The sequence below is a fragment of the Thalassospira sp. CA1 genome, from assembly GCF_059052855.1.
Genome location: NZ_JBZCIA010000005.1, coordinates 239319 through 263072, shown reverse-complemented (window position 1 = coordinate 263072; position 23754 = coordinate 239319). Strand labels below are relative to the sequence as shown.

Below are 23754 nucleotides of genomic sequence, written 5' to 3'. Positions count from 1 at the left end.
GCCATCGCCAATCAAAGATCAGGAAAACAGCGTTTTGTTTTCTTCGATGATCTGGGGCAGACGTTCCATGGTGCCCGAAAGGTGTTTGCGCATCTCCAAGCTTGCCAATGCACCATCACCGGACTGGACGGCGTCAATAATCGCCTTGTGACCTTCAAGCACCGAGACCATTTTGCCCGCCCGTGGCAGATCAAGGGTTCGCACACGCGCCAAATGACCACTGCGTGCTGTGATCTGCAAATGCAGGTTTGACTGGTTCACCCCGTTAAACAAAGCCGCGTGAAAGGTTTCATCAAGTTGCTTGAACAGGTCGATCTGTTCGATATCGCCAACCAGTGCTTCCTGCATTTTGACAATGCCCTTGGCCTTGACGACGGCGGGGGAATCCTTGGCCTCGGCCAGTTGGCGGACGACCTCGCACTCCGCAGCAACCCTAAGGAAATGTTCCTCGCGGATGCGGGCAACATCGATCTTGGTCACAACGGTACGCGACTGCGGATAGGACACCACCAGACCATCTTGTTCGAGGCGCAAAATGGCTTCTCGTACGGGGGATTGGCTGACATTGAAACTTTCAGCCAATTCCGCCCGGACAAGCGTGGTTTCCGGAAGCAGGGACAGAGAAACAATCTGGTTGCGGACTTCTTCATATACCAGCGCAGATGCCGGAACATGCATGCTGGTTTTCACCGATCCGTCATGCATCGAAATCAGTCCGCCCGTTGATGTGTTCATGTTTTTGTGTCTCCCTGGCATTTGCCTACATGCCCCTGTTGGACTGAAATTGTCATTACATCAATGTATTGGGCAACAGCAATGTCAAAGCGGGTATTGCTGCCAGCAGAACGAAGAACAACGCCATGGCAACAAAGAACGGAATGGATGCACGTGTGTATTCCCCGGTCTTAACCCCCAAAATGCCGCAGACCGTAAACATGATCACGCCGACTGGCGGCGTCAAACCGCCAAAGTTGATCAGGGTGACAATCAGAATGCCCATATGCACCGGGTCGTAACCGGCACTGACCAGAACCGGCATGACGATCGGGGTGACCAGAAGGATATTGGCCGCACCTTCAAGGAACATGCCACTGACCACCAGCACCCCGACAACCAGGATCAGGATTGCGGTTCTGTTTTCAGTCAGCGTGGTGACAAATTCAGTAATCTGTTGCGGCGCGCGTTCAATCGTCATGGCATAGCCAAGTACCGCTGCCATGATGATCAGCAACATCACCATGCCAAGATCAGAGATAGAGCCAAAGATGGCTTCCTTCAGGCGCGCAAAGTTCAGCTCGCGATAGACGAACAACCCGACGGCCAGCGCATAGAACACCAGAAACGCCCCGGCCTCTGTCGCGGTAAAGATACCAAAGCGGAACCCGACAATAAGGATAACCGGAAAGGCCAGTGCCCAGATGCTTTCAAAGAAGCTGGCCGTCAGTTCCTTGGCCTTGGGAAGTTCCGGCAGATCCGGCGTATAGCCGTTTTTGCGCGCAACCAGCCAGGATGTGATCATCAAAACGATGGTCAGGAAAATGCCCGGCAACACACCGGCCAGGAACAGCCGCCCGATGGAGACTTCATTCACAAAACCAAACAGGATCAAACCGATGCTGGGCGGGATGGTTGCGGTAATGATCGACCCAAAGGCCAGAACCGCGGCCGTATTGGCCTTGGAATAACCTTTCTTGATCATGCTGGGGCCCAGCAGGCGGGCCTCCATCGAGGCATCAGCCACGGCTGATCCCGAAATACCGCCCATCATGAAGCTCAGAACAATTGAAACCTGTGCCAGACCACCTGCCATCCAGCCGGTCAGAAGACTTGCAAACTTAACAAGGCGATGGGTGATCCCCGTCACGTTCATCAAATTGCCTGCCAGAATAAAGAATGGCACGGCCAGAAGCGGGAAGCTTTGTGTTGCTGTGACCATTTTCTGGATCACGACCGTCGGCGGCATCGCACCCGTCATGACAAAGACCGGAATCGAGGCAAGGCCAAGCGCAAAGGCAACCGGCATCCCGCAGACGAGGAAGACTGTAAACAAACCTGCAATCAACAACAGCATCAGTTGATCTCCCTGTTGCGAATGCGTCGAATAAGTTGGGCAACCATGGTTCGGATCATCAACAGAATGCCGACAACCATTGAAGCATGGATATAAGAAGCATTAATTTGTGCGGCCCCGACCAGACGCGGATGCATCAAAATCATGTTTGTCCACGCATAGTTCAGAAGGAACGCAAGAAATCCGATAATCACCAGAATATTGATGATTTCCACCCATGCGCTTGCCCGTTTGGACAGGATTTCACGCAATATCTGAAGACCGAAATGCCGGTCTTCCTGCATGGCAATGTCGGCAGCCAACATGCAAAGCCAGGCAAAGATCAGTTGCGCCATCTCGACTGACCAGATGATCGGCGATCCCATGGCGCGCGCCACAGAGGCCACCGCCACAAGAATGACCACAGCGACAAGCAATATGCCGCCACAGGCAAACTCAATCCGCTTGAGCATCAATTCAATTTCCATTGTGAAGTTTGAAGTGCGTTGCCCGGTATAAAAGCAACGCACTTTCGCTAGGCTACCAGAAGGTTTGTGGTCTTAGCGACCAAGAACCTTGTTAACAACTGCGGCTTCTGCTTCAAGCTCAAGCATCTGGTAAACCGGTTTGACGGCTTCCTTGAACGGTGCCAGATCAACTTCGCTGACTTCAACGCCACTTGCAGCAACGTCTTCAAGCGCCTTTTCACCGAGCTCGATGGTCAGGGCCGAGGCATAGCGACCATTTTCGACGGCCAGGTCACGAACGATTTTCTGGTTTTCCGGTGAAATTTCGTCCCAGGCTTCGGCACCGACAACCAGGGCAGTTACAAGCTGGATATGGCCGGTTTTGGTGACGTTCTTGATCACTTCATAAAGCTTGGCGTTCCAGATCGCGGTCGGCTGTGCTTCGGCGGCGTCAATCGTGCCAAGCTGAAGGGCGCTGTAGACTTCGCCCCAGGCAATCGGGGTCGGTTCTGCACCCATCGCACGGATGGTTTCAATCCAGACCGGTGCACCGATGGTACGCATACGAACACCCGAAAGGTCGGCCGGGCTTGAAATCGGCTTCTGCGTCAGGGCATGGCGCGCGCCCTGATACCAGTTCGAGGCAATCATCACGAGGCCGGATTTTTCGCGCAGCTCTTCACCCCAGGAAATGTATTCATCCGAAAGGGCAAATTTGTCAGCCTGCTCATAGGTATCAAACAGGAACGGTGCCGACATGATCGCAAGCGACGGCACGAAGCTCGACAAACGGGCGACATCGGTCACGGTGCCGACAGCAGCCCCCGCACGGGCCTGATCGATCATTTCAGTGGTGTCACCAAGCTGCGAGTTGTGGAAAATCTCGATCTCCACATCGCCGTTGGTTGCCTTTTCCACATCCGTTTTGAACTTTTCAAGTCCCTGTCCCATCGGATCATTCGGGGCCAGAACGGTCCCGATCCGAAGGGTTGTTGCCGCGTTTGCCGGCATGACAGCGGCCAGTGCGCCTGCGACGACTGCACACAGTCCGAGTGATTTCATAGTGAGTTTCATTAGAGACATCCTCCCGATGGATTGGCTTTTACCAAAATTGATATTTTAGTTGCTTTGAAATTCTAGGTATCTCGCCTCTATCTTGTCAACGAATTTCTCAAGCCTGTAAATTTGTTTATTTTCAATAACTTGAATAAAAATCACCCCTTGCCACCGGGCAACTTGTCAGTGACCAGACAATGATCACTGCAGACAAACGCGCCTGCAAACACACCAATCAGATGCCCTGCTCAGCGGGCGCGATTAGAGTGCGAGACAGCAAAAAGCCGCCCGATCAGATGGTTGGATCAGGCGGCCAATAGAAAGACGGGAGATGTTATTGGGAAATGCTGCGATATTTCGCAGGTGTCAGCCCGGTAAAGCGGCTAAACCGCGTGGTCAGATGGGCCTGACTGGAAAAGCCGGTCTCAATCGCGATTTCGGCAACCGGTGCGTTGCCATCACGCAACATATGCATTGCGCGTTCGATCCGACGGCGCAGAACGAATTGGTGCGGCGCCTCGCCCACCGTTTTGCGGAACATACGGGCAAAGTGATAGGCCGACAAATCAGCAACCTCTGCCAGTTCTTCAATCGTTAGCGGTTGATCAAGGTTGGCATCGACAAAGTCAAATACCCGACGTTTGATCACCGGCGACAACCCACCGCGGACCTTGAAGCCAAGATCACGGCGCGTCGAATAACTGCGCAGCATATGGCCCATCAAAAGCTGCCCGGCATTCGACATTGCCATCCGATCGGCGGGCACATCCCAATCAAGCGGCAGCATTGCCTGCCGCACCGTCTGTTCGATCAGCGGATCAAGGAAAAACGTCTTTTCCGGAACTTCAACCGCATTAGGTTCAATGTCAAAGGCCTCGACCACGGCGCGTTCCCAGGCGGCATGCGGAATATAAACGTGAAACAGCTCCACCTCGCCATGCACCAGCCAGTCCGATGTCAGATAAGCCGGCATCAAACAACACCGACCGGGACCACCGCCACTCATCGGGTCTGCGCCGATCTTGCGCTGGATACCCGTACCGCCATTGACATAGAGGCTGATGGTGTGGTGATCGGGATCGGTATAGCGGGTCAGGACATCTGCCTTGCGCTGCCAGTGGGCCGCCGAGATGCTTTCGCCGAAATCGCCCGCGCGCAACAGGTTTGCATCCCCAATCAATTGATTGAAGACTTCAAACTTCTGATAGCGCCCGTTGGGCTGAAAGGCTGATGCGGTCTCTGCCATTTTCTGTTCCTGACATGAAGACCACATCATCGCATTGTGTTTAGGATTTGCAAAGCAATGCGCATGCAACCCTGACCTGTTTTGCGCAAGAATGTGAAAACGCTGCCTGTCCGTGTCCGGGTCTTCTAATGTCAGTGATCCTTGCGCGACGGCGATGGCCAATTCAGAACCAGTCCCGACAGGACATCCCCCGGCTCAGTGATATAGGTGCCATGCGTGCGGCGGCTTTCATGCAGCTCCGCAACACTCAAATGAGATCTGTTGGGTGCGGCTGGTACAGCACGCGAAGATTTGGCGGCGATGGCCTTCTGGATCGCGCGTTCATTTTGCCAGGCTTCGATGGCGGCACGCAGGTGACCGACAAGACCCAGCGGAGCATGTTCGAAAGATGTGATGGCTTTCATGATGAGACTCTCCAATCTGTGTTTATCCAAGATTGAGGATTTCTCATTGATTAATCAAACGAGAAGATCTAATCTCATCTATTAGTAAAACTCACAGCATAAGTTTCGCGCTATTGTTGCGAAACGCACCCATCGCGTTCCTTTTGCCAAGAGGCCGATCATGAATCCCCCGACAAGCGTTGTTCACAATCTTGATCTCGATCTTGCCAGAACGTTTGTCGCGATCTGCGAGACTGGCAATTTTTCACGCGCCGCCGAAAAGGTTCATCGCAGCGCGTCGGCGATCAGCCTTCAGGTCAAAAAGCTTGAAACCATGGTCGGGCGGGAATTGTTCAAACGCGAAACCCGCAAGGTCACCATGACCGAGGATGGCGAGGTTTTGCTGGGTTATGCGCGGCGTTTGCTTAAACTCAATGACGAGGCGATGTCGCATTTCCATGCCCCGGAATTTTCCGGCACCGTGCGGCTGGGTGTGCCCAATGACACCGGTATTGTCGCCATTCCCGAAATCCTCAAACGGTTTGCGCAAACCCATCCACATGTTGATATCGACGTCAATCTTGGTCCGACCCGCACCCTGCGTCAGGCCATCCATAAAGGCGATCTTGATATCGCAGTCTTCAGTTTTGATGCGGAGCTTGATCGCCAACCGCCGATCCACGCCGAACCGCTGGTCTGGCTGGGGGCGCGTCATGGCAGTGCGATTGACAAACGCCCCCTGCCGGTATCAATGGCCGAACCCGGTTGTTACTGGCGGACCATGGCACTTAAGGCGCTTGATGATGCGGGGGTAAATTACCGCATCGCCTATACCAGCGAGTTTTGCCAGGCACAGATTGCCGCCGTGCGGGCCGATCTGGCGATTGCGCCGCTTCCGATCAGTGTCATTTCAGATGATCTTGTGCATCTTGGTCCGTCGCATGGCCTGCCGGAAATCGGTGAATATCGCATGACCCTTGCCAAGCGTGATGGCCATGGCGCGGTCGAAGAGGCATTGGCCGAACATGTCATTGCCGGGTTCCGCAAGATCTCCGAACGCGGCATGCGGGTGTTTGCCTGATCACCCGGCCATCAAAGCCCCTTGTTGTGCCCCACATACGGCGCTCATTGCCCGCCGTAACATCACGAAACTCACGCAATCACAGGTGTGAACTCAGCCACACCTGCGTCCGTCGGTTTGGTCGCGAAACCTGCCGCCGCCCGCCCCATATGCAAGAGCGTTTTTGTAACTTAAAGTTAAGAAACTGGAAACGCGTTGTGTTTTCTGTATACTGCCCCACGAATATAAAGGCCCAATAAAACAGGGAAGGCTACACTATGGGAAAACTCTCTACCCTCCTCTTCTCGGCAGCCCTTTCGACGGCTGTCGTCGCAGGCGCATCTGCACAGGAACAGGTAAAGATCGGCATGCTGCAAGGCTTCACCGGCCCGACGGAATCACTCGTCAAGCCGATGGCACTTGGCGGCGAATTGGCCATTAAGGAAGTTTCCGACAGCGGCCTGCTGCTTGGCGGGCGTGAAGTTGTTTCGGTACGCGGTGACAGTACCTGTATCGACGCAGCAGCAGCCACCGCGGCGGCTGATCGTCTTGTAACGTCTGATGGCGTTCACGGCATTAACGGTGCGACCTGCTCTGGCGCGACCACGGCCATCCTGAACAACGTTGTCCGCGCAAACGGCATCGTGATGATTTCGCCGTCGGCAACTTCGCCGGCGCTGAGCGAAATCGAAGATGACGGGTACTTCTTCCGTACCGCACCGTCGGATGCACGTCAGGGCCAGATCATTGCTGAAATCCTTGATCGTCGCGGCATTAAATCGGCTGCGCTGACCTACACCAACAACGACTATGGCAAAGGTCTTGCTGACGCCATTCAGGCGGCATACGAAGCAAAAGGCGGCAAAATCACCGCCGTTGCAGCCCATGAAGACGGCAAAGCCGACTATTCTGCTGAAATCGGCACCCTGGCATCTGCCGGTGGTGAAGTTCTGATTGTTGCCGGTTACCTTGACCAAGGCGGCAAAGGCATCATCCAGGCATCGCTTGATACCGGTGCGTTCGACAAGTTCGTCCTGCCGGACGGCATGGTTGGTGAAGCGCTGACCGATAACTTCGGTGATATGCTTGATGGATCGATCGGCACCAACCCGGGTACTGACAGCCCGGGCGCGTCCATGCTGGCCGAACTGGCATCTGGCAAGGGCTTCAAGGGTGATGACCCTTATGTCCCGGAAGCATATGACGCATCTGCCCTGCTTCTGCTGGCCATGCAGTCGGCTGGCTCGACGGACAGTGCTGTCTACAAAGACCACATCCTGAAAGTCGCCAATGCACCGGGTGAGAAAATCTATCCGGGTGAACTGGCCAAGGCGCTTCAGATCCTCGCTGATGGTGGTGACATCGACTATGTCGGTGGTACCGCGCTCGAACTGATCGAGCCGGGCGAGTCCGCTGGTAGCTTCCGTGAAACGGAAATCAAGGGCGGCAAGTGGGAAACGGAGATGTACCACTAAGCCGATCATCCTTTGATCGCTAACGACGCTGGAACTGTCAGAGACTTCGGTTTCTGGCAGTTCCTCTATTACCGGGTCGTCACCGCAATATTTGTTTGATCTCCCCGGTACAGAACGCATGACAAGGGTCAAAAACTCCCAATGATACGGGTCGAAAACATCGCCAAGAATTTCGGCGGCATTCAGGCAGTCGATGGCGTATCGCTATCCATTGAAAAAGGTTCCATCACCGGCCTGATCGGGCCGAATGGTGCCGGTAAAACAACATTGTTCAATATTATTGCGGGCGTCTTTCCGCCGTCTTCGGGGAAGATCTTCCTTGATGACGAAGACGTAACCCACCTTGAACCGCACGAACTTTTCCACAAGGGCCTTTTGCGAACCTTCCAGATTGCGCACGAATTCTCGACATTGAGTGTGCTGGACAATCTGATGGTGGTTCCGGGCAATCAGCCCGGCGAACAATTGCGCCATAGCTGGTTTAATTATTCCCGCGTCAAAGAAATCGAAGCCCAGAATTACGAGCGCGCGCTTGAGGTGATCGATTTCCTTGAAATTGACCATATCAAGCATGAGCTGGCGGGCAATCTTTCCGGCGGGCAGAAGAAACTGCTCGAACTGGGCCGCACCATGATGGTCGAACCCAAGATCGTCTTCCTTGATGAAGTTGGTGCCGGTGTGAACCGTACGCTGCTTAATACCATTGCGACCTCGATCAAGCGCCTCAATGAAGAGCGCGGCTATACCTTCTGCCTGATCGAACACGACATGGATTTCATTGCCAGCCTGTGTGACCCCGTGATCGTCATGGCCGAGGGCAAGGTCCTCACCGAGGGCACGATCGAAGAGGTCAAGAATAACGAGGAGGTCATCGAGGCCTATCTCGGCACAGGTCGCAAGCATGAACGGAAGGTGCCGTCATGAGTTTCTTAAGCGCAACCGGCATGACCGGCGGCTACGGCGGCAGTGATATCCTTCATGACTGCACGATTACCGTTGAGAAGGGCGAGATCGCCGTTGTCGTCGGCCCCAACGGTGCCGGCAAATCAACGGCGATGAAGGCAGTCTTCGGCATGCTGAACCTGCGTGAAGGGTCGGTGGTTCTGGATGGCAAGGATATTACCAACCTTGCCCCGCAGGAACGCGTGCCCGAGGGCATGGGCTTTGTGCCCCAGAACCGCAACGTTTTCGTTTCGATGACGGTCGAGGAAAATCTCGATATGGGGGCCTTCATCCGCAACGACGACAAGATCGAGGAAACCAAGCAACAGATTTTCGATCTGTTCCCGATCCTTGGCGAAAAACGCAATCAGCCAGCAGGCGAGCTTTCCGGTGGTCAGCGCCAGCAAGTCGCGGTTGGCCGGGCACTTATGACACAGCCAAAGCTGCTTATGCTTGATGAGCCGACTGCGGGTGTTTCGCCCATCGTGATGGATGAATTGTTCGACAAGATCGTGGAAGTCGCCAGAACCGGCGTCGCCATTCTGATGGTTGAGCAAAATGCCCGTCAGGCGCTTGAGATCGCCGATCACGGTTTTGTCCTGGTGCAGGGACGCAACCGGTTCACCGATACGGGCGAAGCCCTTCTCGCCAACGAAGAAGTTCGCCGCTCCTTCCTGGGCGGCTAAGTGGGGACTTGAATGGAAATTCTTAACGCACTCGCGCTGTTTACCAATTTTGTGGTCGTTCCGGCGACTGCCTATGGTGCACAGCTCGCCCTTGGGGCGCTTGGCGTCACACTTATTTTCGGCATCCTGCGCTTTGCGAACTTTGCGCATGGCGAGTTGATGTCATTTGGCACCATGATCACGATTTTGGTCACCTGGTTCCTGCAAAATATGGGCGTTTCTATCGCCCCCTTCCCGACCGCCCTTCTGGCGTTGCCGATTGGGGTACTGGCCGCCATCAGCATGGCGCTTGTCATGGATCGGATGGTGTTCCGGTTTTATCGCAAGCAGCGCTCAAACCCGATTGTCTTTGCCATTGTATCGGTTGGCGTGATGTTCCTGATTGCCGGTATTATCCGTATCGTCATCGGCCCGGCCGATCAAAGCTTTGCCGATGGCGAACGCTTTATTATTGGCGCGATTGATTCACGCCGCGCCTTGGGCCTTGATGAAGGTATTGCGATCAAGCAAAGCCAGTTGATCACGGTTGTTGTCACCGCCATTGTCGTTGCCTGGCTGTTCTGGTTCTTGCAGAAAACCCGGTCGGGCAAGGCCATGCGTGCCTATTCCGATGACGAGGATCTGGCACTGCTTTCGGGGATCAACCCGGAACGTGTGGTGATGATCTGCTGGATTATCGCCGCGGCACTGGCGGCCATTGCCGGCACGCTGTATGGCCTTGATAAGACCTACAAACCGTTCATCTTCTTGCAAATCCTGCTTCCGATCTTTGCCGCCACCATTCTGGGCGGTATCGGGCAACCGGTCGGCGCGATTTTGGGCGCGTTCATTGTTGCCTTTTCCGAGGTAACGGTAACCTATGCCTTCAAGAAGTTCCTGACCTATCTTGGCCCGACGGATTGGGCGCCGGACGGGCTCGTGCAACTTCTGTCGACGGACTACAAATTTGCAGTCTCCTTCATCATTCTGGTCGCGGTTCTTCTGATCCGGCCAACCGGTATTATTCGTGGGAAAGTGATATGACGAAGAGAGTTGCGCTCCTATATGGCCTGATGTGCCTGGTGTTGATCGCGATCGCCTTTCTTCAAAGCTGGAATGTCGCCTTTGGCATCTTCAATCTTTGTGTGATTTCTGCGGTGATGGCGCTCGGCGTCAATATGCAATGGGGCTATGCCGGCCTGTTTAATGTCGGTGTGATGGGCTTTACAGCACTCGGTGGCCTTACCGCCGTTCTGGTCTCGATGCCGCCTGTGGGCGAAGCCTGGGCGGCTGCCGGTGGGGATATTGCCCTGTCCTTGCTGAGCCTTGCTGCGACCATTGTTGCAGTCATTTACGCCCGCCGCTTTGTTCACCCGGCACTGAAGCTTCCGGTCACGCTTGTTCTTCTGTTGGCGGGTTATTTCCTGATCGGTGTGTTCTTTGGTCCGGCGACCGATGCGATTGAAAGCATCGATCCGGCACTCAGCGGTTATCTGGGTGGTGCGGGCTTGCCCGTGCTTGTTGCGTGGCCGCTGGCCGGTCTCGTGGCCGCTGGTGGCGGTTGGCTGATCGGGCGGATCGCGCTTGGCCTGCGGGCCGATTATCTGGCGATTGCCACCCTTGGCATTTCCGAGATCATCATTGCGATCATCAAGTACGAAGAATGGCTGTCGCGCGGGGTCAAGAACGTCACCGGCATTCCGCGCCCGGTGCCCTATGAAGTCGACCTGATCGAAAGTGAATGGTTCATCAGTCTGGCCAACTTATTTGGTGCGACCGAGATTTCCGATGCTGCCAGCCTGTTTGTCAAACTGTGCTATGCGGTGCTGTTTGTCATCGTGCTTGCGATCATCATGTGGTTTGCCGAACGCGCATTGAAGTCCCCGTGGGGCCGCATGATGCGCGCTATTCGTGACAACCGCGATGCGGCGGCCGCGATGGGCAAGGACGTCAAACGTCGCCACCTTCAGACCTTTGTTCTGGGCTGTGCGGTGTGCGGGATTGCCGGTGCGATGCTGACCACGCTTGACGGTCAGTTAACGCCAACCAGTTACATTCCGCTGCGCTACACCTTCCTGATCTGGGTGATGGTGATCCTGGGTGGGTCGGGCAACAACTGGGGCTCAATCCTCGGCGGCTTTATCATCTGGTTCCTTTGGGTCGAGGCAGAGCCGTTTGGCAACTGGTTCATGTCAACGATCACCGCCCCACTTGGCGAAGGATCGGAGCTTGCCCAGCACCTCGTCGCCGGTGCGGCCTATATGCGCTATCTGATGATGGGGGCGATCCTTTTGATCGTCATGCGGTTTGCGCCAAAGGGACTGATCCCCGAGGCCACCAACCGATCAACAGCAATGACGCGGTCTTCCTGACCAAACATTCAAAAGCGGGGCGGATACAATGCAGTATCCGCCCCGTTTTTTTTATGCGTCGAACCCTTCGCAAAATCCGAAAATACCGCAAGAACGTGAAAGCCAGGTGACGCAGATTGTGGCCTATTATTGGTTTGCGGATATGCCCCATATATCCGCAAATCCCATGATTGGTCCCCGCGCGCTGCCAACCTGCGTGACCAGTTCTGCGTCAACCGTCACCCTTCGTGCCACCGCCACTCGTGCACGTGCTGTTTTGAAAGCCCCGATGATGACAGCCCTTTTATTCGTGATTGTCACCGCCTGCTGGGGATTTACCTGGTATGCGATCAAACTTCAGATCGGACCAATCCCGGTCGAAATTTCGATCTTCTATCGCTTTGCGCTGGCGGCGCTCGTTTTGTGCGGCTTCTTGTTGCTAACCCGCAAATGGCGGCCGGTGCCATGGCAGGCCCATCCGTGGATTGTGCTTTTGGGCTGCGGGCTGTTTGGTATCAACTTTATCCTGATGTATTCGGCAACCGGCTATATTGCCAGCGGCATTGTCGCGGTGATTTTCACCACCTCGACCATTTTCAATGCGCTGGGCAACTGGGCCTTTTACGGCAACCGCCCCGGTTTGCGCTTTGTGTTTGGTGCTGCCTTTGGGCTTGCTGGCATCGCCTGTCTGTTTGCCAACCAGATCTATGCCCTGTCGCACAACGCCAATGCGATCACCGGCATGCTGCTTGCGCTTGGCGGCACGGCGGTGTTTAGCTGCGGCAATATGGTGTCGGTCAAACTCAACCGTATGGGCATCCCCAACCGCGATGCGGTTGCGCGCGGCATGATTTATGGCACGGTATTGCTGTTTATCTTTGCCATGTTCCGCGGCCAGACGCCGGTCATGCCGACCGATCCGATCTATATCGGTGGCTTGCTGTATCTCGCCATTCCGGGCTCGGTCGTGGCGTTTATCGCCTATCTCGCACTGGTTAACCGGGTCGGTGCCGGGCGTGCGGCCTATGTCACCGTCCTGTTCCCGGTGGTCGCCCTTACTGTCTCGACCTTCCTTGAAGGCTATGTCTGGACCCCGATTGGCGCGACCGGCCTTGCGATGGTGTTGCTTGGCAACATCACGATCTTTGCGCGGCTTCCGAAATTCATTGGTATGAGGAATAAAACCCTCGCGGCGGAATGAACTTCAAAACTCATACATTACGATATCGCGCTAGATTTGCGTTGCATCGAAGCAGGGATTAGCTTTGTTGCAAACGCAGTAGTTGGTCCAACGCCGGATCGAAGTAAGCAGGCGTGCAATGAATATTACCAAGGTTGCCGGTATCATAGTCATCCTTGGTAAACCCATTATCAGCGCATAATTGATCCCAAGGGTGCAGGATGAACTGCGTACGCTCCAACTTGTCTGCCCACATATCAAAGGCGATTTTATAAGCTGCCTTGTGCGTTTTGTAAAAGCCACCATCGACGAATTCGTCCCCAAGCCGAAAACGCGCAGCAGTTTCAGTCATATCCGGGGATACAATCCAGAACAAACGCTTGTAGGCCGTAAACTTCTCAAGGCGTGCGGCAAGGTTGATGTTATTTTGGAGTTTTAGCGCGTAAAAACGTACCAACTCCTGAGTAACCTCTGTCACTTTTGGCAAAACGGGTGTTAGTTCTTCTCTTGGCCGCTGCTCTATCTCGGGGCGCATATCCCCGTGTGCCCTGACGATGTTGTCGCCGAAAAATCCCATTCCGACAATGACAAGATCTTGCGGCTCTGCCACGAAGAAGTCGCGGAAATTGCTGTGCTCTTTTTTGAAAATAAAAGTTCTGAAGCCATGAACACCAAGCTCCTGAATAGGATTGTTTGCCAGCAAACGTATCGGCGCAAAGCCAAAACCAGCTGCTTCGGGCCTTTCCGCCATATTGTGATAGGTTGCTGTCAGGTGGCTATCACCAAACATCACGGACAAATTCTCGCCCGCAAACGCGTTGATGTTTCGCTCCCCCTCATAGCCCTCAATCATTTCCTCTTCACAGTCAGCATCCATCGACTTGGGGCTATTCGATCCACGTGAGCTGCCGTCAGCTTTCATCTCCGTCGCTTCCGGCAGATATGCCGCAAGGAAGTGAGACATCACAACGTCGACTGCCTCTGGCCGAACCGAGCGCATGTTTGCCTCGAAATAGGCGCCCTTGGCGGCAGGATTATTGACGAGCTCAAACGATGGAAAGTAATCGGCAAATGCGTTGTTACGAACGAATTCCTCGGCAACAACGCGCAAAACTGCCTTGGAATAGGTGGTCGACTTCAAGACATGCTGGTCTTCATAAGTCGCAGTAAGTGGTACTGGCGATACTGTCAGGATCAGCTTGAATTCCCGCCCCCCGCGCAGCGCCTTGATTTCACGACACAACGCATCCAAGTCCGCCAAAATTTCGCTGTGAGTGAAGTTATGAAATCTGTGCAGCTCCGGATCAAACTGCCCGGCCACGACACCGGGGGCAACAGGAAGGGTTCTGCCCGAATTCTTTAGAATCCAGGCTTCGGTAAGGCCAAGCGTAAAGACCAAAACATCGAGTTCATCGATGGCCCTTCTGACAGCTGCAAGATGGTTTGTGCGAAGACCGGAAAGCTCGTCCTTGCTCTTTACCGGTTGGGCGAAAACGTTCGGACGCACGGCATCAACATATCCATCTTCGAGCGGCCAAAACTCGTCCATGACCGGTCGCTTCTCGGACACTTCCTCAATCAATTGCAAAGCCTGGCTAACCGTATAAATATTGCCGTAGTTCGCAGAGTATGTTTGCGACTTGATATTATCGGTTGTGTCAAAGAACGGCACCTTGAGACCACGTTCGCGCAAAACCGAAGCGATATGTTGCGCAAAGCAACTCCCCATTGTGACGATGGTGTCAGACTCAGATATTGCCCAACGTGGCCGGTGAATGTTCCTGACCTTGCCCGGGTTTGCCTTGGCCACACCGCTTCGCCAGAAGCGTTCATCTCCCAGATTTTCATAAGGACTGACCACCTAAAACCTCACCTAATCAATGGGAAACAATGCGCCAACAAGACAGTCAAAATAACCCGCAATTCTTTAACGGTGCCTGAAGCAGTTTAATTATCAACAATACAAAGCACGTGACAATGATCTTGAGCGCTCATTGCAAGGCGTTTACGTCAACGTCCGAAACTGGCGAGCAGCAAAAAGCCAATCCGCCTAATCTTCGTTGGTCACCAACAGATCGACGGAGCCCGCGATGCTGCCCCATGAAAACACCACACGTTTGATATCGCTTGATATGGAACTGGCTTCCCGCCCGAAACATCGCGGGATTGATGGCCCGAGAAACCTCTCTGCCGCAGGTGGCTTACATCCCCCACCCCCCCCTTCCCAGCCTATGGACCGCGTCAGCTGGTTGATGCTGATCTCACTATCGGTCCTGTGGGGTGGTTCGTTTTTCTTTACCGAGATCGCGCTTGTCGATCTGCCGCCCCTGACGCTTGTGCTGTGCCGGGTGTCGATTGCGACCATGGTTCTGTGGTGGGTGGTATTGTTGCGCGATATCTCCATCCCGCGTGATCCAAAATTCTGGGCGGGCGTTGCCGTCATGGGCGGGCTTAACAACCTGATACCCTTTTGCCTGATTGTCTGGAGCCAGACACAAATCACCAGCAGCCTTGCCGCCATCCTGAATGCCACCACCCCGCTTTTCACCCTGCTGATTGCCCATATCGCGACAGACACAGAAAAGCTGACACTGCGCAAAGCCATCGGCGTACTGATCGGGTTTGGCGGCGTGGTGGTGATTTTTGGCCTTCCGACATCTGCCAACACGATGGGCCTGCTTGCGCCGGGTGCCGTATTGCTTGCCGCATTCAGTTACGGTTGTGCCGGGGTATTTGGCAGACGTTTCTCCACCACCCCGCCGATCCTGACGGCGGCCGGCATGACCAGCGCGTCGAGCCTGATGCTCCTGCCCTTATCAATCCTGATTGATCAGCCCTGGCACCTGCCGGTTCCCACCACCAGCACTATCCTTGCTGTTCTGGGCTTTGCAACGCTGAGCACGGCGCTGGCCTATATCCTTTACTTCGCCATCCTCAAGCGGGCCGGGGCAAGTAACCTTCTACTGGTTACCTTCCTGATCCCGGTCAGTGCGATTTTGCTGGGGGTCGGCTTTCTGGACGAGGTCCTTTTGGCGCAACACATGATCGGAATGACGGTTATCGGGTTTGGTTTGCTTGTTATTGATGGGCGGATTTTATCTCGCCCCAAGCCAGCTCAGCCCGTCACGCCAACCAAATAAGAAAGACCGGAATTTTCCGGCCTTTCTTTATGCATCAGTGATCAAAATATTCGGCAGTCTGCATATCCTCGATCAGGCCGATTTCGCGTGGCGTCCAACCAAGCACCTGCTGTGTACGGCCGCTGGAGGCGCAGCAATCAAGCTCTGCAAAATGGCTGAACCAGCCGAAATAGCCCTTTGCCTGATCAGCCGTCAGCGATTTGAACGGCAGACCAAGACCGACACTGATCGTATGGGCGATGTCGGCGAAGGCAACGCCTTCCTCCCCCACGGCATGATAGGCCGGTTGGCTGGCGTGGTCTTCGATGGCAAGGCGATAGGCACGTGCAGCATCCAAACGATGCACCGCAGGCCACAGGTTATCGCCATCCTCGATACAGGCAACAAAGCCCTTTTCCCGCGCCAGATTAATCAGAAGCGGCACAAAACCATGATCACCCGCCCCGTGGACCGAGGGCGGCAAGCGCATCACCGATGCATTGACACCACTGGCGACAATGTTTGCCACGGCTTCTTCTGTGGCCTTGCGCGGAATATCGGCGGTTACCGTATCGCTTTCGACCACCGGGCGGTCTGCACGCAACAGAGCGATGCCAGATGTGACAATCATCGGGCGGCTAGATCCGGCCAGAACCGATCCCATCGCCTCGATGACATGGCGGTCCTTTTCGCAACTTTCGGCAAAGCGGGTGAAATCATGATTAAAGCCGGTATGGATCACCGCATCACAGGATGCCGCCCCGCCTTGAAGACTGCCAAGGTCATCCAGATCACCGCGAAAGGCGGTCGCACCGAGGGTTGCCAGTTTTTCGGCCCCGGCATCGCTGCGCGTCAGGCCGAGCACCGAATGCCCATGATCAAGAAGCTCCTTCACCACGGCTGATCCGACAAAGCCCGTCGCACCTGTCACAAAAACACGCATAGTTACTCCATCCCAATATCTGCAAAAACAACCGGACCGCAGCGCGTTCCTGTTGCGGCCACAATATCGCTTGCGATCTGGACGAACTATACGTATCAGTCCATGATACATTTTCATTCGTCCAGCAACAGGCCACTATATGGATCCGCTATCCGATATCCTGTCCCTGCTCCGCCCCGACAATTACCTGTCGGCCGGCTTTGACATTAGCGCCCCATGGGCGATCCAATTCCCCGATCAGGGACAAAACATCAAAACCGCCGCCGTGGTTCAGGGGGACTGCTGGATCTCGGTGAATGGGGTACCGGACCCCGTGCATCTGCAAACAGGCGACTGCGTCTTGTTGCCGCACGGCAAGGCGTTCTTGATGGGAAGCGATCTTGATGTGCCGCCGATGTTGGCCGGAACAACGTTCACGCCAGGCGGCTATGGCGTCATTCATACACTGAATGGTGGCGGGGATTGCGTGGTGGCCAGCAGCCGATTTGGCCTTCACGGGCCGCAGGCCGACTTGCTGCTGGCGATGTTGCCGCCGCTTGTGGTCATTCGTAATCGCGATGAAAGCGAAGCGCTTCGCCATTGCATCGAACGCACCATGGCCGAAATGCGCAAAAACGATCCGGGCAGCAAACTGGTTTTGCAGCATCTGGCCCATATGATGCTGATCCAGGTGTTGCGCATGTACATGAATGATGACGCCAAGGGGGTTGGCTGGTTTTTTGCCCTTGCCGACCCGCAAATCAGCAAAGCGATATCAGCAATCCATGCCGACCCGGCACAGAACTGGACGGTGGAGACCCTTGCACGATGTTCGGGCATGTCGCGGTCCGCGTTTGCCGCCCGCTTCAAGGACAAGGTCGGACAAAGCCCGATGGCCTATCTGACCCAATGGCGCATGATGCTGGCTGGCGAAAAACTGCTGCATTCCCGAGAGCCACTTTCACAAATTTCGCTGTCACTGGGCTATGAGTCGGAGAGCGCCTTCAGCACAGCATTCAAACGGGTGATGGGTTGTGCCCCGCGTGGCTATAGCAAGGAAGCGCAAAACATTCCGTCACGCGGCCTTTCATAACTCACTCCCCAAGCATCTGTTCATAGACCACCCAGTCTGAGGCATCTGTGATCTGGTCATAAAGCCTGCGGGCGGTTGCGTTGTCTTCTGCGGTGATCCAGGTGAGTTTGAACCATCCCCGGTCGCGGGAGATATCGCCGAGCTTTGTCATCAGGGCCTGTGCCACACCAGCACCGCGGGCCTCGGGTGCGACGAAAAGATCGTCGAGATGGCCGAACCAAACACCGGTCAGGGTTTCGGGCACCGCGCGGTATTGGGCAAGGCCGACGACCTGCCCGTCCTTGACGGCCAGCAGGCATTCCATGGGGCCGTCAGGATCACTGATCCAGCCCCAAGTGGTGTCGAGTGCGGCTTCAGAAACATCGCAACCATAAAACACCATATAATCGCGAAACAGCGTTTCCCAGGCATCACGATCGTCGAGGGTGGCGGGGCGTATTTCGATGTTATCGGTCCTCACTCTGCCATCTCCCAACCGATGTGATAAAGGTTCGTGCCCTCTGCCTTGGCGGCATACATTGCCTGATCGGCGATATGGATCAGGGTATCAAGCGTTCTGGCATGTTCGGGATAAATCGCGATGCCAAGGCTGGCCCCGACGCGATAGCTGCCCTCGCCCAACTCCATCGGCTCGGCGATTGCACCAAGGATCTTGTCGGCAATGCCATGGACCTCGGCATCGGTTTCTAGGTCCTCGAGAATGACGGTAAACTCATCCCCACCGATGCGCGCCACGGTATCGGACGCGCGGACGGAATTGATCAATCGCTGCCCGGTATTGATCAGAATGTGATCACCCGCGACATGGCCAAGCTCATCATTGATCTGCTTGAACCCGTCGAGATCCATAAACACAACCGCAACCCGCTTCTTGTTGCGCTTGGCGCGGTCCATCGCCTTGCGCAGCCGGTCTTCAAAAATGATCCGGTTGGGCAAGCGGGTCAGCGGGTCATGGAAGGCAAGATCACGGATCTGATCGGTTTCGGCGCGTTCCTCGGTAATGTCGCGCACAACCCCCATCATCTTGATGGTTTGGCCCGCCTCGTTCTTGGTGACATTGCCGGTTTCACGCAGCCAGCGAATGGTGCCATCCGGCCAGACCACGCGGTATTCCTCGTCATGGTTTTCGCCGGTCTCGATGCAGCGGATTTCACCTGCGCGCACATGCTCCTTGTCATCGGGATGCACCGCATCACAAAACAGGGAATAGGTCGGCGTCACCTCGCCCGGTTTATAGCCAAACATGCCATAAATCGCGTCCGACCAGTAAAGCTCGTCGGTATCAATGCGCCAGTCCCAGGTCCCGATGCGTGCAAAATACTGGCTTTGCTTGAAGCGTTGCTCTTCCTCGGTCGCCCCCGGCCGAATACGCGATAGATCGCGGATAATCAGCACCGTTTCACTCTGGTCACTTGACGCCAAAAGCGTCACGGTAACCGGAAAAATCGACCCGTCCGCGCGAACGGCGTCGGCCCGGTATTCGATTTGCGCCAATGCGTCGCCAATGCCGGGAAAGCCCCGTAGCAGATCGGAGAGCTTCCGACCCGAAACCTCCCGGCCAAACATCGCTTTGGCGGCTGCGTTGAGACGCTTAACAGAACCATCCGCACCAAGCGTCACGATACCGTCGGAAATCGTCGCCATCACGGCATCAGACAGGCCCTGACGCGCAGTTTCCCGTCTGTGCAAGCGGACCGCATAGGCCACTGCAACAACAGCAATGACGGCAAGAAACAGGGAAATAAACAAATAAACGGCGTCGGGCATCGGTGGGCGTAGACTTCCCAAACAGAGGGGTTTCCCAGACTATATCTATACGTCGGTAGAATGGAAAGCCTGCTGCAAGAAGAAGCCTGCTTTTAAGAACCATACGCTAACGAATTCCGCTTCCTATCCAGCCTAGCAGAGGACCGCACCCAGACGCTGTTAGCTTTTTCTAGACCACTGATAGTATTTCCGAGTAGCGAGCTAGATCTTTGAATGTCGTGTAGCAACAAGAAAACACAACAAACTTAATAGTTGCAGAAACATGCTCAATCTCAGAACATCTTTAACAGGCTCTTGTTTAAACAATCAATTTTGCAGGACGTAGATGGACTACGCCAAGGCAGTAATCGAATTTATTCGTGAAGGATTATGGCTATTCATTTCATGGACTTGCTTCGTCCTTGTTGCATTTCTAATGCCTGAAGCTTGGAAAACCTCCCTTGGTATCAGAGCCATCCTAAACAGCGAATACGGAGCTTGGTTGATACTATCAGGAATCCTTACTGGTTGTTTAGCTTTCGGCGCGATTGGACGTAGGGCTTGGTATAAAGCACACGAGATTATTCAAGAGAACGCACCAAAGCGAAGAGTTCGAGCACACTTAAAAACGCTCAATAAGCTCTCAACCAGAACACAGCTAGTTGTCGGATGGGCTGTCACCAACGACAACTCAAAGTTTCCATGCAGCGTGGAACACTCGTCCATTCAAGAGTTACTTGACCAAGATTGGGGGTACATGACGCCAGGAGGATATGAGTTCAGCATAGATGTTTGGCGATCATTTGAGTTAAGCAGAAAGCAAATAAGAGACGCATTTAATAGATATAAGGACACAGATCCCAAAGATTATAGAGAGATAGTGGCCTATCTAGAGACGCGGAAGTGGCCTAGGCTCTACTGATAAGTTGCCGCTTACCCTTTAGAGAAAGTGATCGCAAACGTTTTCTCGCGAACCAGGGGGCGCAAGCCCTCTCCTGCCGCGTAGAAATGAAATAAGCCCTGCATCAGAGATGCAGGGCTTATTTAATTGGTAGCGGAGGAGGGACTTGAACCCCCGACACGCGGATTATGATTCCGCTGCTCTAACCAGCTGAGCTACTCCGCCACAAGCAATTTTGTGGTGTTCCGTACGGTGCGGAACGAGGCGGTTTTTAAGTCAGGGAGCCGTCCCCGTCAAGCGCCTTTTTGACGATTTTGTCAAAAAAGATTTCCGCAAATCCGCCAAACAAAACCGACGGGCGAGGATCATCTGCCCTCGCCCGTGGCATTCGGTGATCAGGCAGCGCTTGCGGTGTTGCTGATCAGCTCTTCGCGGGTGATCCAGCCACCGCCAAGCACGCGTTCGCCCTGATAGAACACACCGGCCTGCCCCGGTGCGATGCCGAACTGGGCATCGTGCAGTTCAATGCGGGCTTCGCCGGATGCTTCGGGGTAGACGGTTGCCGTGGTCGGCTGCATGGCCGAGCGCAGTTTGACTTCGACTTCGACCCCGTTTTCATCGATCTTATCGCCATCAAGCCAGTTCAGCTCGCGGACATAGACCAGTTTCTTCGCCAAAGCCGCCTTTGGCCCGACGATGACCTGACGCTTTTCGGGCGAGAGTTTGACGACATAAAGCGGCTCTGCCGTACCCCCGATATTAAGGCCACGCCGCTGCCCGACCGTGTAATGGATCAGGCCGCGGTGATCGCCCAGCACATTGCCATCAAGATCAACAATCTCGCCGGGTTCGCCTGCCTCGGGACGCAGCTTTTCGACCAGACGGGCATATTTGCCATCCGGGACAAAGCAGATGTCCTGACTGTCGGGCTTGTCAGCGACTTCAAGGCCGAACTTGGCGGCAAGCGCACGGGTTTCCGCCTTGCTCATCAAATGGCCCAACGGGAAGCGCAGGAAATCAAGCTGTTCCTGGGTCGTGGTGAACAGGAAGTAGCTTTGATCGCGGTTGGGATCGGCGGCACGATGCAGTTCGGCCCGGCCATTAGCACCCAGTTTACGCTGCACGTAATGGCCGGTCGCCATGCAATCGGCGCCTAGGTCATAAGACGTTTCGAGCAGATCGCGGAACTTGACGGTCTGATTGCATTTCACGCACGGGATCGGGGTTTCGCCGCGCATGTAGCTGTCGGCGAAGTCATCGATCACTTCTTCGCGGAAGCGTGATTCGTAGTCCAGCACGTAATAGGGAATGTCGATATCCTCGGCCACTTTGCGCGCATCATAAATGTCGCGCCCGGCACAGCAGGATTTCGCACGGGTCGGGGCATTGGCCCCCATATCATAAAGCTGAAGCGTGATGCCCACCACGTCATAGCCTTCTGATTTCAGAAGGGCCGCAACGGCAGAGCTATCAACCCCGCCCGACATGGCAACAACCACGCGGGTATCTTCCGGGGCTTTATCAAAGCCAAGAGAGTTCATGTTTCTCACCCATCCGTGGGTCAAGGCCACGGCGACAAGAGGTTAATCCAAAAAGGCAACGGGTGGCGCACCCGCCACCCGCAAAATATCGTTCGGGCTTATATAGGCGATCTTGGCCTATTTTGCCAGATCAAGTCCCATCTGCCAAAAATCGGCTTCAAGGCGGCTTGCCATGGTAAAGGTTTCCACCAGCCCTTCGAGGCGGCGATGCCCACCACGCGTGGCAACTGTGTGTTCAAGCAACTCGATCTCGGCCTTTGCCACGTCCTGGAATTCGTCGGACGCATACATTTCAATCCATGCCCGGTACGGATTGCCGTCAAGCACAGTATCAGAACTTGCCATCAGGCGGTTTGCGATTTCGGCATAGCCCACCATACAGGGCATCAGGGCCACCTGCAGATCCACCACATCGCCCTGATGACCCCGATCAAGCACATAGCGGGTATAGGTGATGCACGCCCGTGCCTCGGCCTCTGCGACGATATCGGCCTCCGATAAGCCCCAGCCTTTGCAGAAGTCGAGATGCAGGCTCATTTCCATATCAAGGATGGCATGCACGGTGCCGGAAAACTGGCGCATGGCATGCAGGTCTTCGGCCTTGTAGGCCGCCAGCGCATAGGCGCGCGCAAACTGGATCAGGAACAGGTAATCCTGAATGAGGTAATGCTTGAACGCGGCCTCGGGCAAGGTGCCGTTGCCAAGCTGCTTGACGAAGTCATGGCAGACATAGCTTTGCCAGGCTTCGGGTGCGCAGGTGCGCAATTTGCCAAACAGACTGTCGACCGGGATGATGTCGGTGAAGGTGGCGGGTTTGCTCATGCTGGTCCCTTCCCTGTTTATTCATGGTGGCTCAAACAAAAACGGACCAGCCCGCATGTTGCAGGCTGGTCCGCATTTTCGTGATCAGGGTGCAGGCCGTCTGGCGCACATCACACTCATCGAAATCAGTCGTCGCGCTCGTCGATCCAGGCCATCTGGATGGCTTCAAGAATCTTCTCGTTCGACTTCGAAGGATCGTCTTCAAAACCTTCAAGCTCGGTGACCCATTTGTGCAGGTCGGTAAAGCGAAGGTTGAGGTTATCCTTGTCCGGATGGGCTTCCTCAAGCTCGATCGCGATGTCCTGAATGTCTGTCCAACGCATATCCGTCTCCTTTGACACCGGGCGGCAATGCGCCCGGTCAGCAGAAGGTGAAACTTACTTGTCGACCATCATGTTGCGGGTCGCGGACGGAAGTTTGACACGCAGACCGTCGAGTTCGTCGCTCATGATGATCTGGCAGCCAAGACGCGAGGTCTCGGTCAGACCAAAGGCAAGGTCAAGCATGTCTTCTTCGTCTTCGGACGGTTCATCAAGCTTGTCAAACCAGTCATCTTCAAGAATGACGTGGCAGGTCGAACATGCCAGCGAACCTTCGCAAGCACCTTCAAGGTCAATGCCGTTCTTGTGGGCAGCTTCCAGAACAGACAGGCCGTCGGCGACTTCGAATTCCTTTTCGGTGCCATCCGGCTCGACAAAAACGATCTTAGGCATTTGTGCCTTTCTCCTCGGTAAT

General features: G+C 54.9%; 23 protein-coding genes and 1 tRNA gene. 9 read left to right on the top strand and 15 right to left on the bottom strand.

What is annotated here, in order from left to right:
* Positions 1–18: 18 nt before the first annotated feature.
* From AC5Q5A_RS11335 to AC5Q5A_RS11310, 6 genes are all read right to left on the bottom strand, one after another.
* The gene (locus AC5Q5A_RS11335) at positions 19–735 is read right to left on the bottom strand and encodes a GntR family transcriptional regulator (protein ID WP_008890675.1); all 717 of its coding nucleotides are present in this window, start codon (positions 733–735) and stop codon (positions 19–21) included.
* Between the two features lie 55 nt (positions 736–790).
* Positions 791–2071 carry a TRAP transporter large permease gene (locus AC5Q5A_RS11330; RefSeq protein ID WP_008890674.1) on the bottom strand — a complete coding sequence of 427 codons (1281 nt, stop codon included), beginning with the start codon at positions 2069–2071 and terminating at the stop codon, positions 791–793.
* Positions 2071–2523: a TRAP transporter small permease gene (locus AC5Q5A_RS11325; protein WP_120226337.1), complete on the bottom strand. Its 453-nt coding sequence runs from the start codon at positions 2521–2523 to the stop codon at positions 2071–2073. The genes AC5Q5A_RS11330 and AC5Q5A_RS11325 overlap by 1 nt, the downstream gene beginning before the upstream one ends.
* Positions 2524–2610: 87 nt before the next feature.
* Positions 2611–3591 carry a C4-dicarboxylate TRAP transporter substrate-binding protein gene (locus AC5Q5A_RS11320; RefSeq protein WP_063088149.1) on the bottom strand — a complete coding sequence of 327 codons (981 nt, stop codon included), beginning with the start codon at positions 3589–3591 and terminating at the stop codon, positions 2611–2613.
* Positions 3592–3907: 316 nt separating this feature from the next.
* Positions 3908–4819: a helix-turn-helix domain-containing protein gene (locus AC5Q5A_RS11315; protein ID WP_493895327.1), complete on the bottom strand. Its 912-nt coding sequence runs from the start codon at positions 4817–4819 to the stop codon at positions 3908–3910.
* Between the two features lie 131 nt (positions 4820–4950).
* Entirely contained in the window at positions 4951–5223 is a 273-nt protein-coding gene (locus AC5Q5A_RS11310; RefSeq protein WP_493895326.1) for a hypothetical protein, read from the bottom strand.
* Between the two features lie 160 nt (positions 5224–5383).
* Here AC5Q5A_RS11310 and AC5Q5A_RS11305 point away from each other — a divergent pair, with 160 nt between their 5' ends.
* The 7 genes from AC5Q5A_RS11305 to AC5Q5A_RS11275 all read left to right on the top strand — a co-directional run bounded on the left by AC5Q5A_RS11305 (position 5384) and on the right by AC5Q5A_RS11275 (position 12896).
* Positions 5384–6283, top strand: coding sequence for a LysR substrate-binding domain-containing protein (locus AC5Q5A_RS11305; RefSeq protein ID WP_493895325.1), 900 nt, complete (start codon positions 5384–5386; stop codon positions 6281–6283).
* 257 nt (positions 6284–6540) lie between these two features.
* A complete protein-coding gene (locus AC5Q5A_RS11300) occupies positions 6541–7737 on the top strand; it encodes an ABC transporter substrate-binding protein (protein ID WP_008890666.1) in 1197 nt (398 codons plus the stop codon).
* A 141-nt stretch (positions 7738–7878) separates the two neighbouring features.
* A complete protein-coding gene (locus AC5Q5A_RS11295) occupies positions 7879–8661 on the top strand; it encodes an ABC transporter ATP-binding protein (RefSeq protein ID WP_008890665.1) in 783 nt (260 codons plus the stop codon).
* On the top strand, positions 8658–9365 hold the full coding sequence (locus AC5Q5A_RS11290; RefSeq protein WP_493895324.1) for an ABC transporter ATP-binding protein: 708 nt from the start codon (positions 8658–8660) through the stop codon (positions 9363–9365). The genes AC5Q5A_RS11295 and AC5Q5A_RS11290 overlap by 4 nt, the downstream gene beginning before the upstream one ends.
* A gap of 12 nt (positions 9366–9377) precedes the next feature.
* The gene (locus AC5Q5A_RS11285; RefSeq protein WP_493895323.1) at positions 9378–10388 is read left to right on the top strand and encodes a branched-chain amino acid ABC transporter permease; all 1011 of its coding nucleotides are present in this window, start codon (positions 9378–9380) and stop codon (positions 10386–10388) included.
* A complete protein-coding gene (locus AC5Q5A_RS11280) occupies positions 10385–11716 on the top strand; it encodes a branched-chain amino acid ABC transporter permease (protein ID WP_493895322.1) in 1332 nt (443 codons plus the stop codon). The genes AC5Q5A_RS11285 and AC5Q5A_RS11280 overlap by 4 nt, the downstream gene beginning before the upstream one ends.
* Positions 11717–11882: 166 nt before the next feature.
* Entirely contained in the window at positions 11883–12896 is a 1014-nt protein-coding gene (locus AC5Q5A_RS11275; protein ID WP_493895321.1) for a DMT family transporter, read from the top strand.
* A 58-nt stretch (positions 12897–12954) separates the two neighbouring features.
* On the opposite strand, the gene AC5Q5A_RS11270 is transcribed toward AC5Q5A_RS11275, so the two are convergent.
* A complete protein-coding gene (locus AC5Q5A_RS11270; RefSeq protein ID WP_493895320.1) occupies positions 12955–14736 on the bottom strand; it encodes a GSCFA domain-containing protein in 1782 nt (593 codons plus the stop codon).
* A 229-nt stretch (positions 14737–14965) separates the two neighbouring features.
* On the opposite strand from AC5Q5A_RS11270, the gene AC5Q5A_RS11265 reads away from it, so the two are divergent.
* On the top strand, positions 14966–16015 hold the full coding sequence (locus AC5Q5A_RS11265; protein ID WP_493895319.1) for a DMT family transporter: 1050 nt from the start codon (positions 14966–14968) through the stop codon (positions 16013–16015).
* A gap of 34 nt (positions 16016–16049) precedes the next feature.
* Here the strand turns inward: AC5Q5A_RS11265 and AC5Q5A_RS11260 are convergent, their stop codons facing one another.
* Positions 16050–16937, bottom strand: coding sequence for an SDR family oxidoreductase (locus AC5Q5A_RS11260; protein ID WP_493895318.1), 888 nt, complete (start codon positions 16935–16937; stop codon positions 16050–16052).
* A gap of 139 nt (positions 16938–17076) precedes the next feature.
* On the opposite strand from AC5Q5A_RS11260, the gene AC5Q5A_RS11255 reads away from it, so the two are divergent.
* Positions 17077–18009, top strand: a complete 933-nt coding sequence (locus AC5Q5A_RS11255) for an AraC family transcriptional regulator (RefSeq protein WP_493895317.1) — start codon at positions 17077–17079, stop codon at positions 18007–18009.
* A gap of 1 nt (position 18010) precedes the next feature.
* On the opposite strand, the gene AC5Q5A_RS11250 is transcribed toward AC5Q5A_RS11255, so the two are convergent.
* From AC5Q5A_RS11250 to AC5Q5A_RS11220, 7 genes are all read right to left on the bottom strand, one after another.
* The gene (locus AC5Q5A_RS11250; RefSeq protein ID WP_493895316.1) at positions 18011–18469 is read right to left on the bottom strand and encodes a GNAT family N-acetyltransferase; all 459 of its coding nucleotides are present in this window, start codon (positions 18467–18469) and stop codon (positions 18011–18013) included.
* Complete coding sequence (locus tag AC5Q5A_RS11245; protein WP_493895315.1) at positions 18466–19776, bottom strand: diguanylate cyclase domain-containing protein; 1311 nt, start codon at positions 19774–19776, stop codon at positions 18466–18468. Before AC5Q5A_RS11245 ends, AC5Q5A_RS11250 begins: the two co-directional genes overlap by 4 nt.
* A gap of 1028 nt (positions 19777–20804) precedes the next feature.
* Positions 20805–20881, bottom strand: a tRNA-Met gene (locus AC5Q5A_RS11240).
* 170 nt (positions 20882–21051) lie between these two features.
* Complete coding sequence (mnmA, locus tag AC5Q5A_RS11235; protein ID WP_493895314.1) at positions 21052–22197, bottom strand: tRNA 2-thiouridine(34) synthase MnmA; 1146 nt, start codon at positions 22195–22197, stop codon at positions 21052–21054.
* A gap of 117 nt (positions 22198–22314) precedes the next feature.
* Positions 22315–23019 (bottom strand): thiaminase II, encoded by a 705-nt coding sequence (tenA, locus tag AC5Q5A_RS11230; RefSeq protein ID WP_063088287.1) that lies wholly within the window; start codon positions 23017–23019, stop codon positions 22315–22317.
* A 125-nt stretch (positions 23020–23144) separates the two neighbouring features.
* Positions 23145–23342, bottom strand: coding sequence for a Fe-S cluster assembly protein IscX (iscX, locus tag AC5Q5A_RS11225; protein WP_008890653.1), 198 nt, complete (start codon positions 23340–23342; stop codon positions 23145–23147).
* A 54-nt stretch (positions 23343–23396) separates the two neighbouring features.
* Positions 23397–23732: a ferredoxin family 2Fe-2S iron-sulfur cluster binding protein gene (locus AC5Q5A_RS11220; protein ID WP_008890652.1), complete on the bottom strand. Its 336-nt coding sequence runs from the start codon at positions 23730–23732 to the stop codon at positions 23397–23399.
* Between the last annotated feature and the right edge of the window lie 22 nt (positions 23733–23754).

What these genes read in the sequence shown, in the direction of transcription:
- AC5Q5A_RS11335 (WP_008890675.1), bottom strand. Translation starts at nt 735, where the DNA reads ATGAACACATCAACGGGCGGACTGATTTCGATGCATGACGGATCGGTG.
- AC5Q5A_RS11330 (WP_008890674.1), bottom strand. Translation starts at nt 2,071, where the DNA reads ATGCTGTTGTTGATTGCAGGTTTGTTTACAGTCTTCCTCGTCTGCGGG.
- AC5Q5A_RS11325 (WP_120226337.1), bottom strand. Translation starts at nt 2,523, where the DNA reads ATGCTCAAGCGGATTGAGTTTGCCTGTGGCGGCATATTGCTTGTCGCT.
- AC5Q5A_RS11320 (WP_063088149.1), bottom strand. Translation starts at nt 3,591, where the DNA reads ATGAAACTCACTATGAAATCACTCGGACTGTGTGCAGTCGTCGCAGGC.
- AC5Q5A_RS11315 (WP_493895327.1), bottom strand. Translation starts at nt 4,819, where the DNA reads ATGGCAGAGACCGCATCAGCCTTTCAGCCCAACGGGCGCTATCAGAAG.
- AC5Q5A_RS11310 (WP_493895326.1), bottom strand. Translation starts at nt 5,223, where the DNA reads ATGAAAGCCATCACATCTTTCGAACATGCTCCGCTGGGTCTTGTCGGT.
- AC5Q5A_RS11305 (WP_493895325.1), top strand. Translation starts at nt 5,384, where the DNA reads ATGAATCCCCCGACAAGCGTTGTTCACAATCTTGATCTCGATCTTGCC.
- AC5Q5A_RS11300 (WP_008890666.1), top strand. Translation starts at nt 6,541, where the DNA reads ATGGGAAAACTCTCTACCCTCCTCTTCTCGGCAGCCCTTTCGACGGCT.
- AC5Q5A_RS11295 (WP_008890665.1), top strand. Translation starts at nt 7,879, where the DNA reads ATGATACGGGTCGAAAACATCGCCAAGAATTTCGGCGGCATTCAGGCA.
- AC5Q5A_RS11290 (WP_493895324.1), top strand. Translation starts at nt 8,658, where the DNA reads ATGAGTTTCTTAAGCGCAACCGGCATGACCGGCGGCTACGGCGGCAGT.
- AC5Q5A_RS11285 (WP_493895323.1), top strand. Translation starts at nt 9,378, where the DNA reads ATGGAAATTCTTAACGCACTCGCGCTGTTTACCAATTTTGTGGTCGTT.
- AC5Q5A_RS11280 (WP_493895322.1), top strand. Translation starts at nt 10,385, where the DNA reads ATGACGAAGAGAGTTGCGCTCCTATATGGCCTGATGTGCCTGGTGTTG.
- AC5Q5A_RS11275 (WP_493895321.1), top strand. Translation starts at nt 11,883, where the DNA reads ATGATTGGTCCCCGCGCGCTGCCAACCTGCGTGACCAGTTCTGCGTCA.
- AC5Q5A_RS11265 (WP_493895319.1), top strand. Translation starts at nt 14,966, where the DNA reads ATGCTGCCCCATGAAAACACCACACGTTTGATATCGCTTGATATGGAA.
- AC5Q5A_RS11260 (WP_493895318.1), bottom strand. Translation starts at nt 16,937, where the DNA reads ATGCGTGTTTTTGTGACAGGTGCGACGGGCTTTGTCGGATCAGCCGTG.
- AC5Q5A_RS11255 (WP_493895317.1), top strand. Translation starts at nt 17,077, where the DNA reads ATGGATCCGCTATCCGATATCCTGTCCCTGCTCCGCCCCGACAATTAC.
- AC5Q5A_RS11245 (WP_493895315.1), bottom strand. Translation starts at nt 19,776, where the DNA reads ATGCCCGACGCCGTTTATTTGTTTATTTCCCTGTTTCTTGCCGTCATT.
- mnmA (WP_493895314.1), bottom strand. Translation starts at nt 22,197, where the DNA reads ATGAACTCTCTTGGCTTTGATAAAGCCCCGGAAGATACCCGCGTGGTT.
- tenA (WP_063088287.1), bottom strand. Translation starts at nt 23,019, where the DNA reads ATGAGCAAACCCGCCACCTTCACCGACATCATCCCGGTCGACAGTCTG.
- iscX (WP_008890653.1), bottom strand. Translation starts at nt 23,342, where the DNA reads ATGCGTTGGACAGACATTCAGGACATCGCGATCGAGCTTGAGGAAGCC.
- AC5Q5A_RS11220 (WP_008890652.1), bottom strand. Translation starts at nt 23,732, where the DNA reads ATGCCTAAGATCGTTTTTGTCGAGCCGGATGGCACCGAAAAGGAATTC.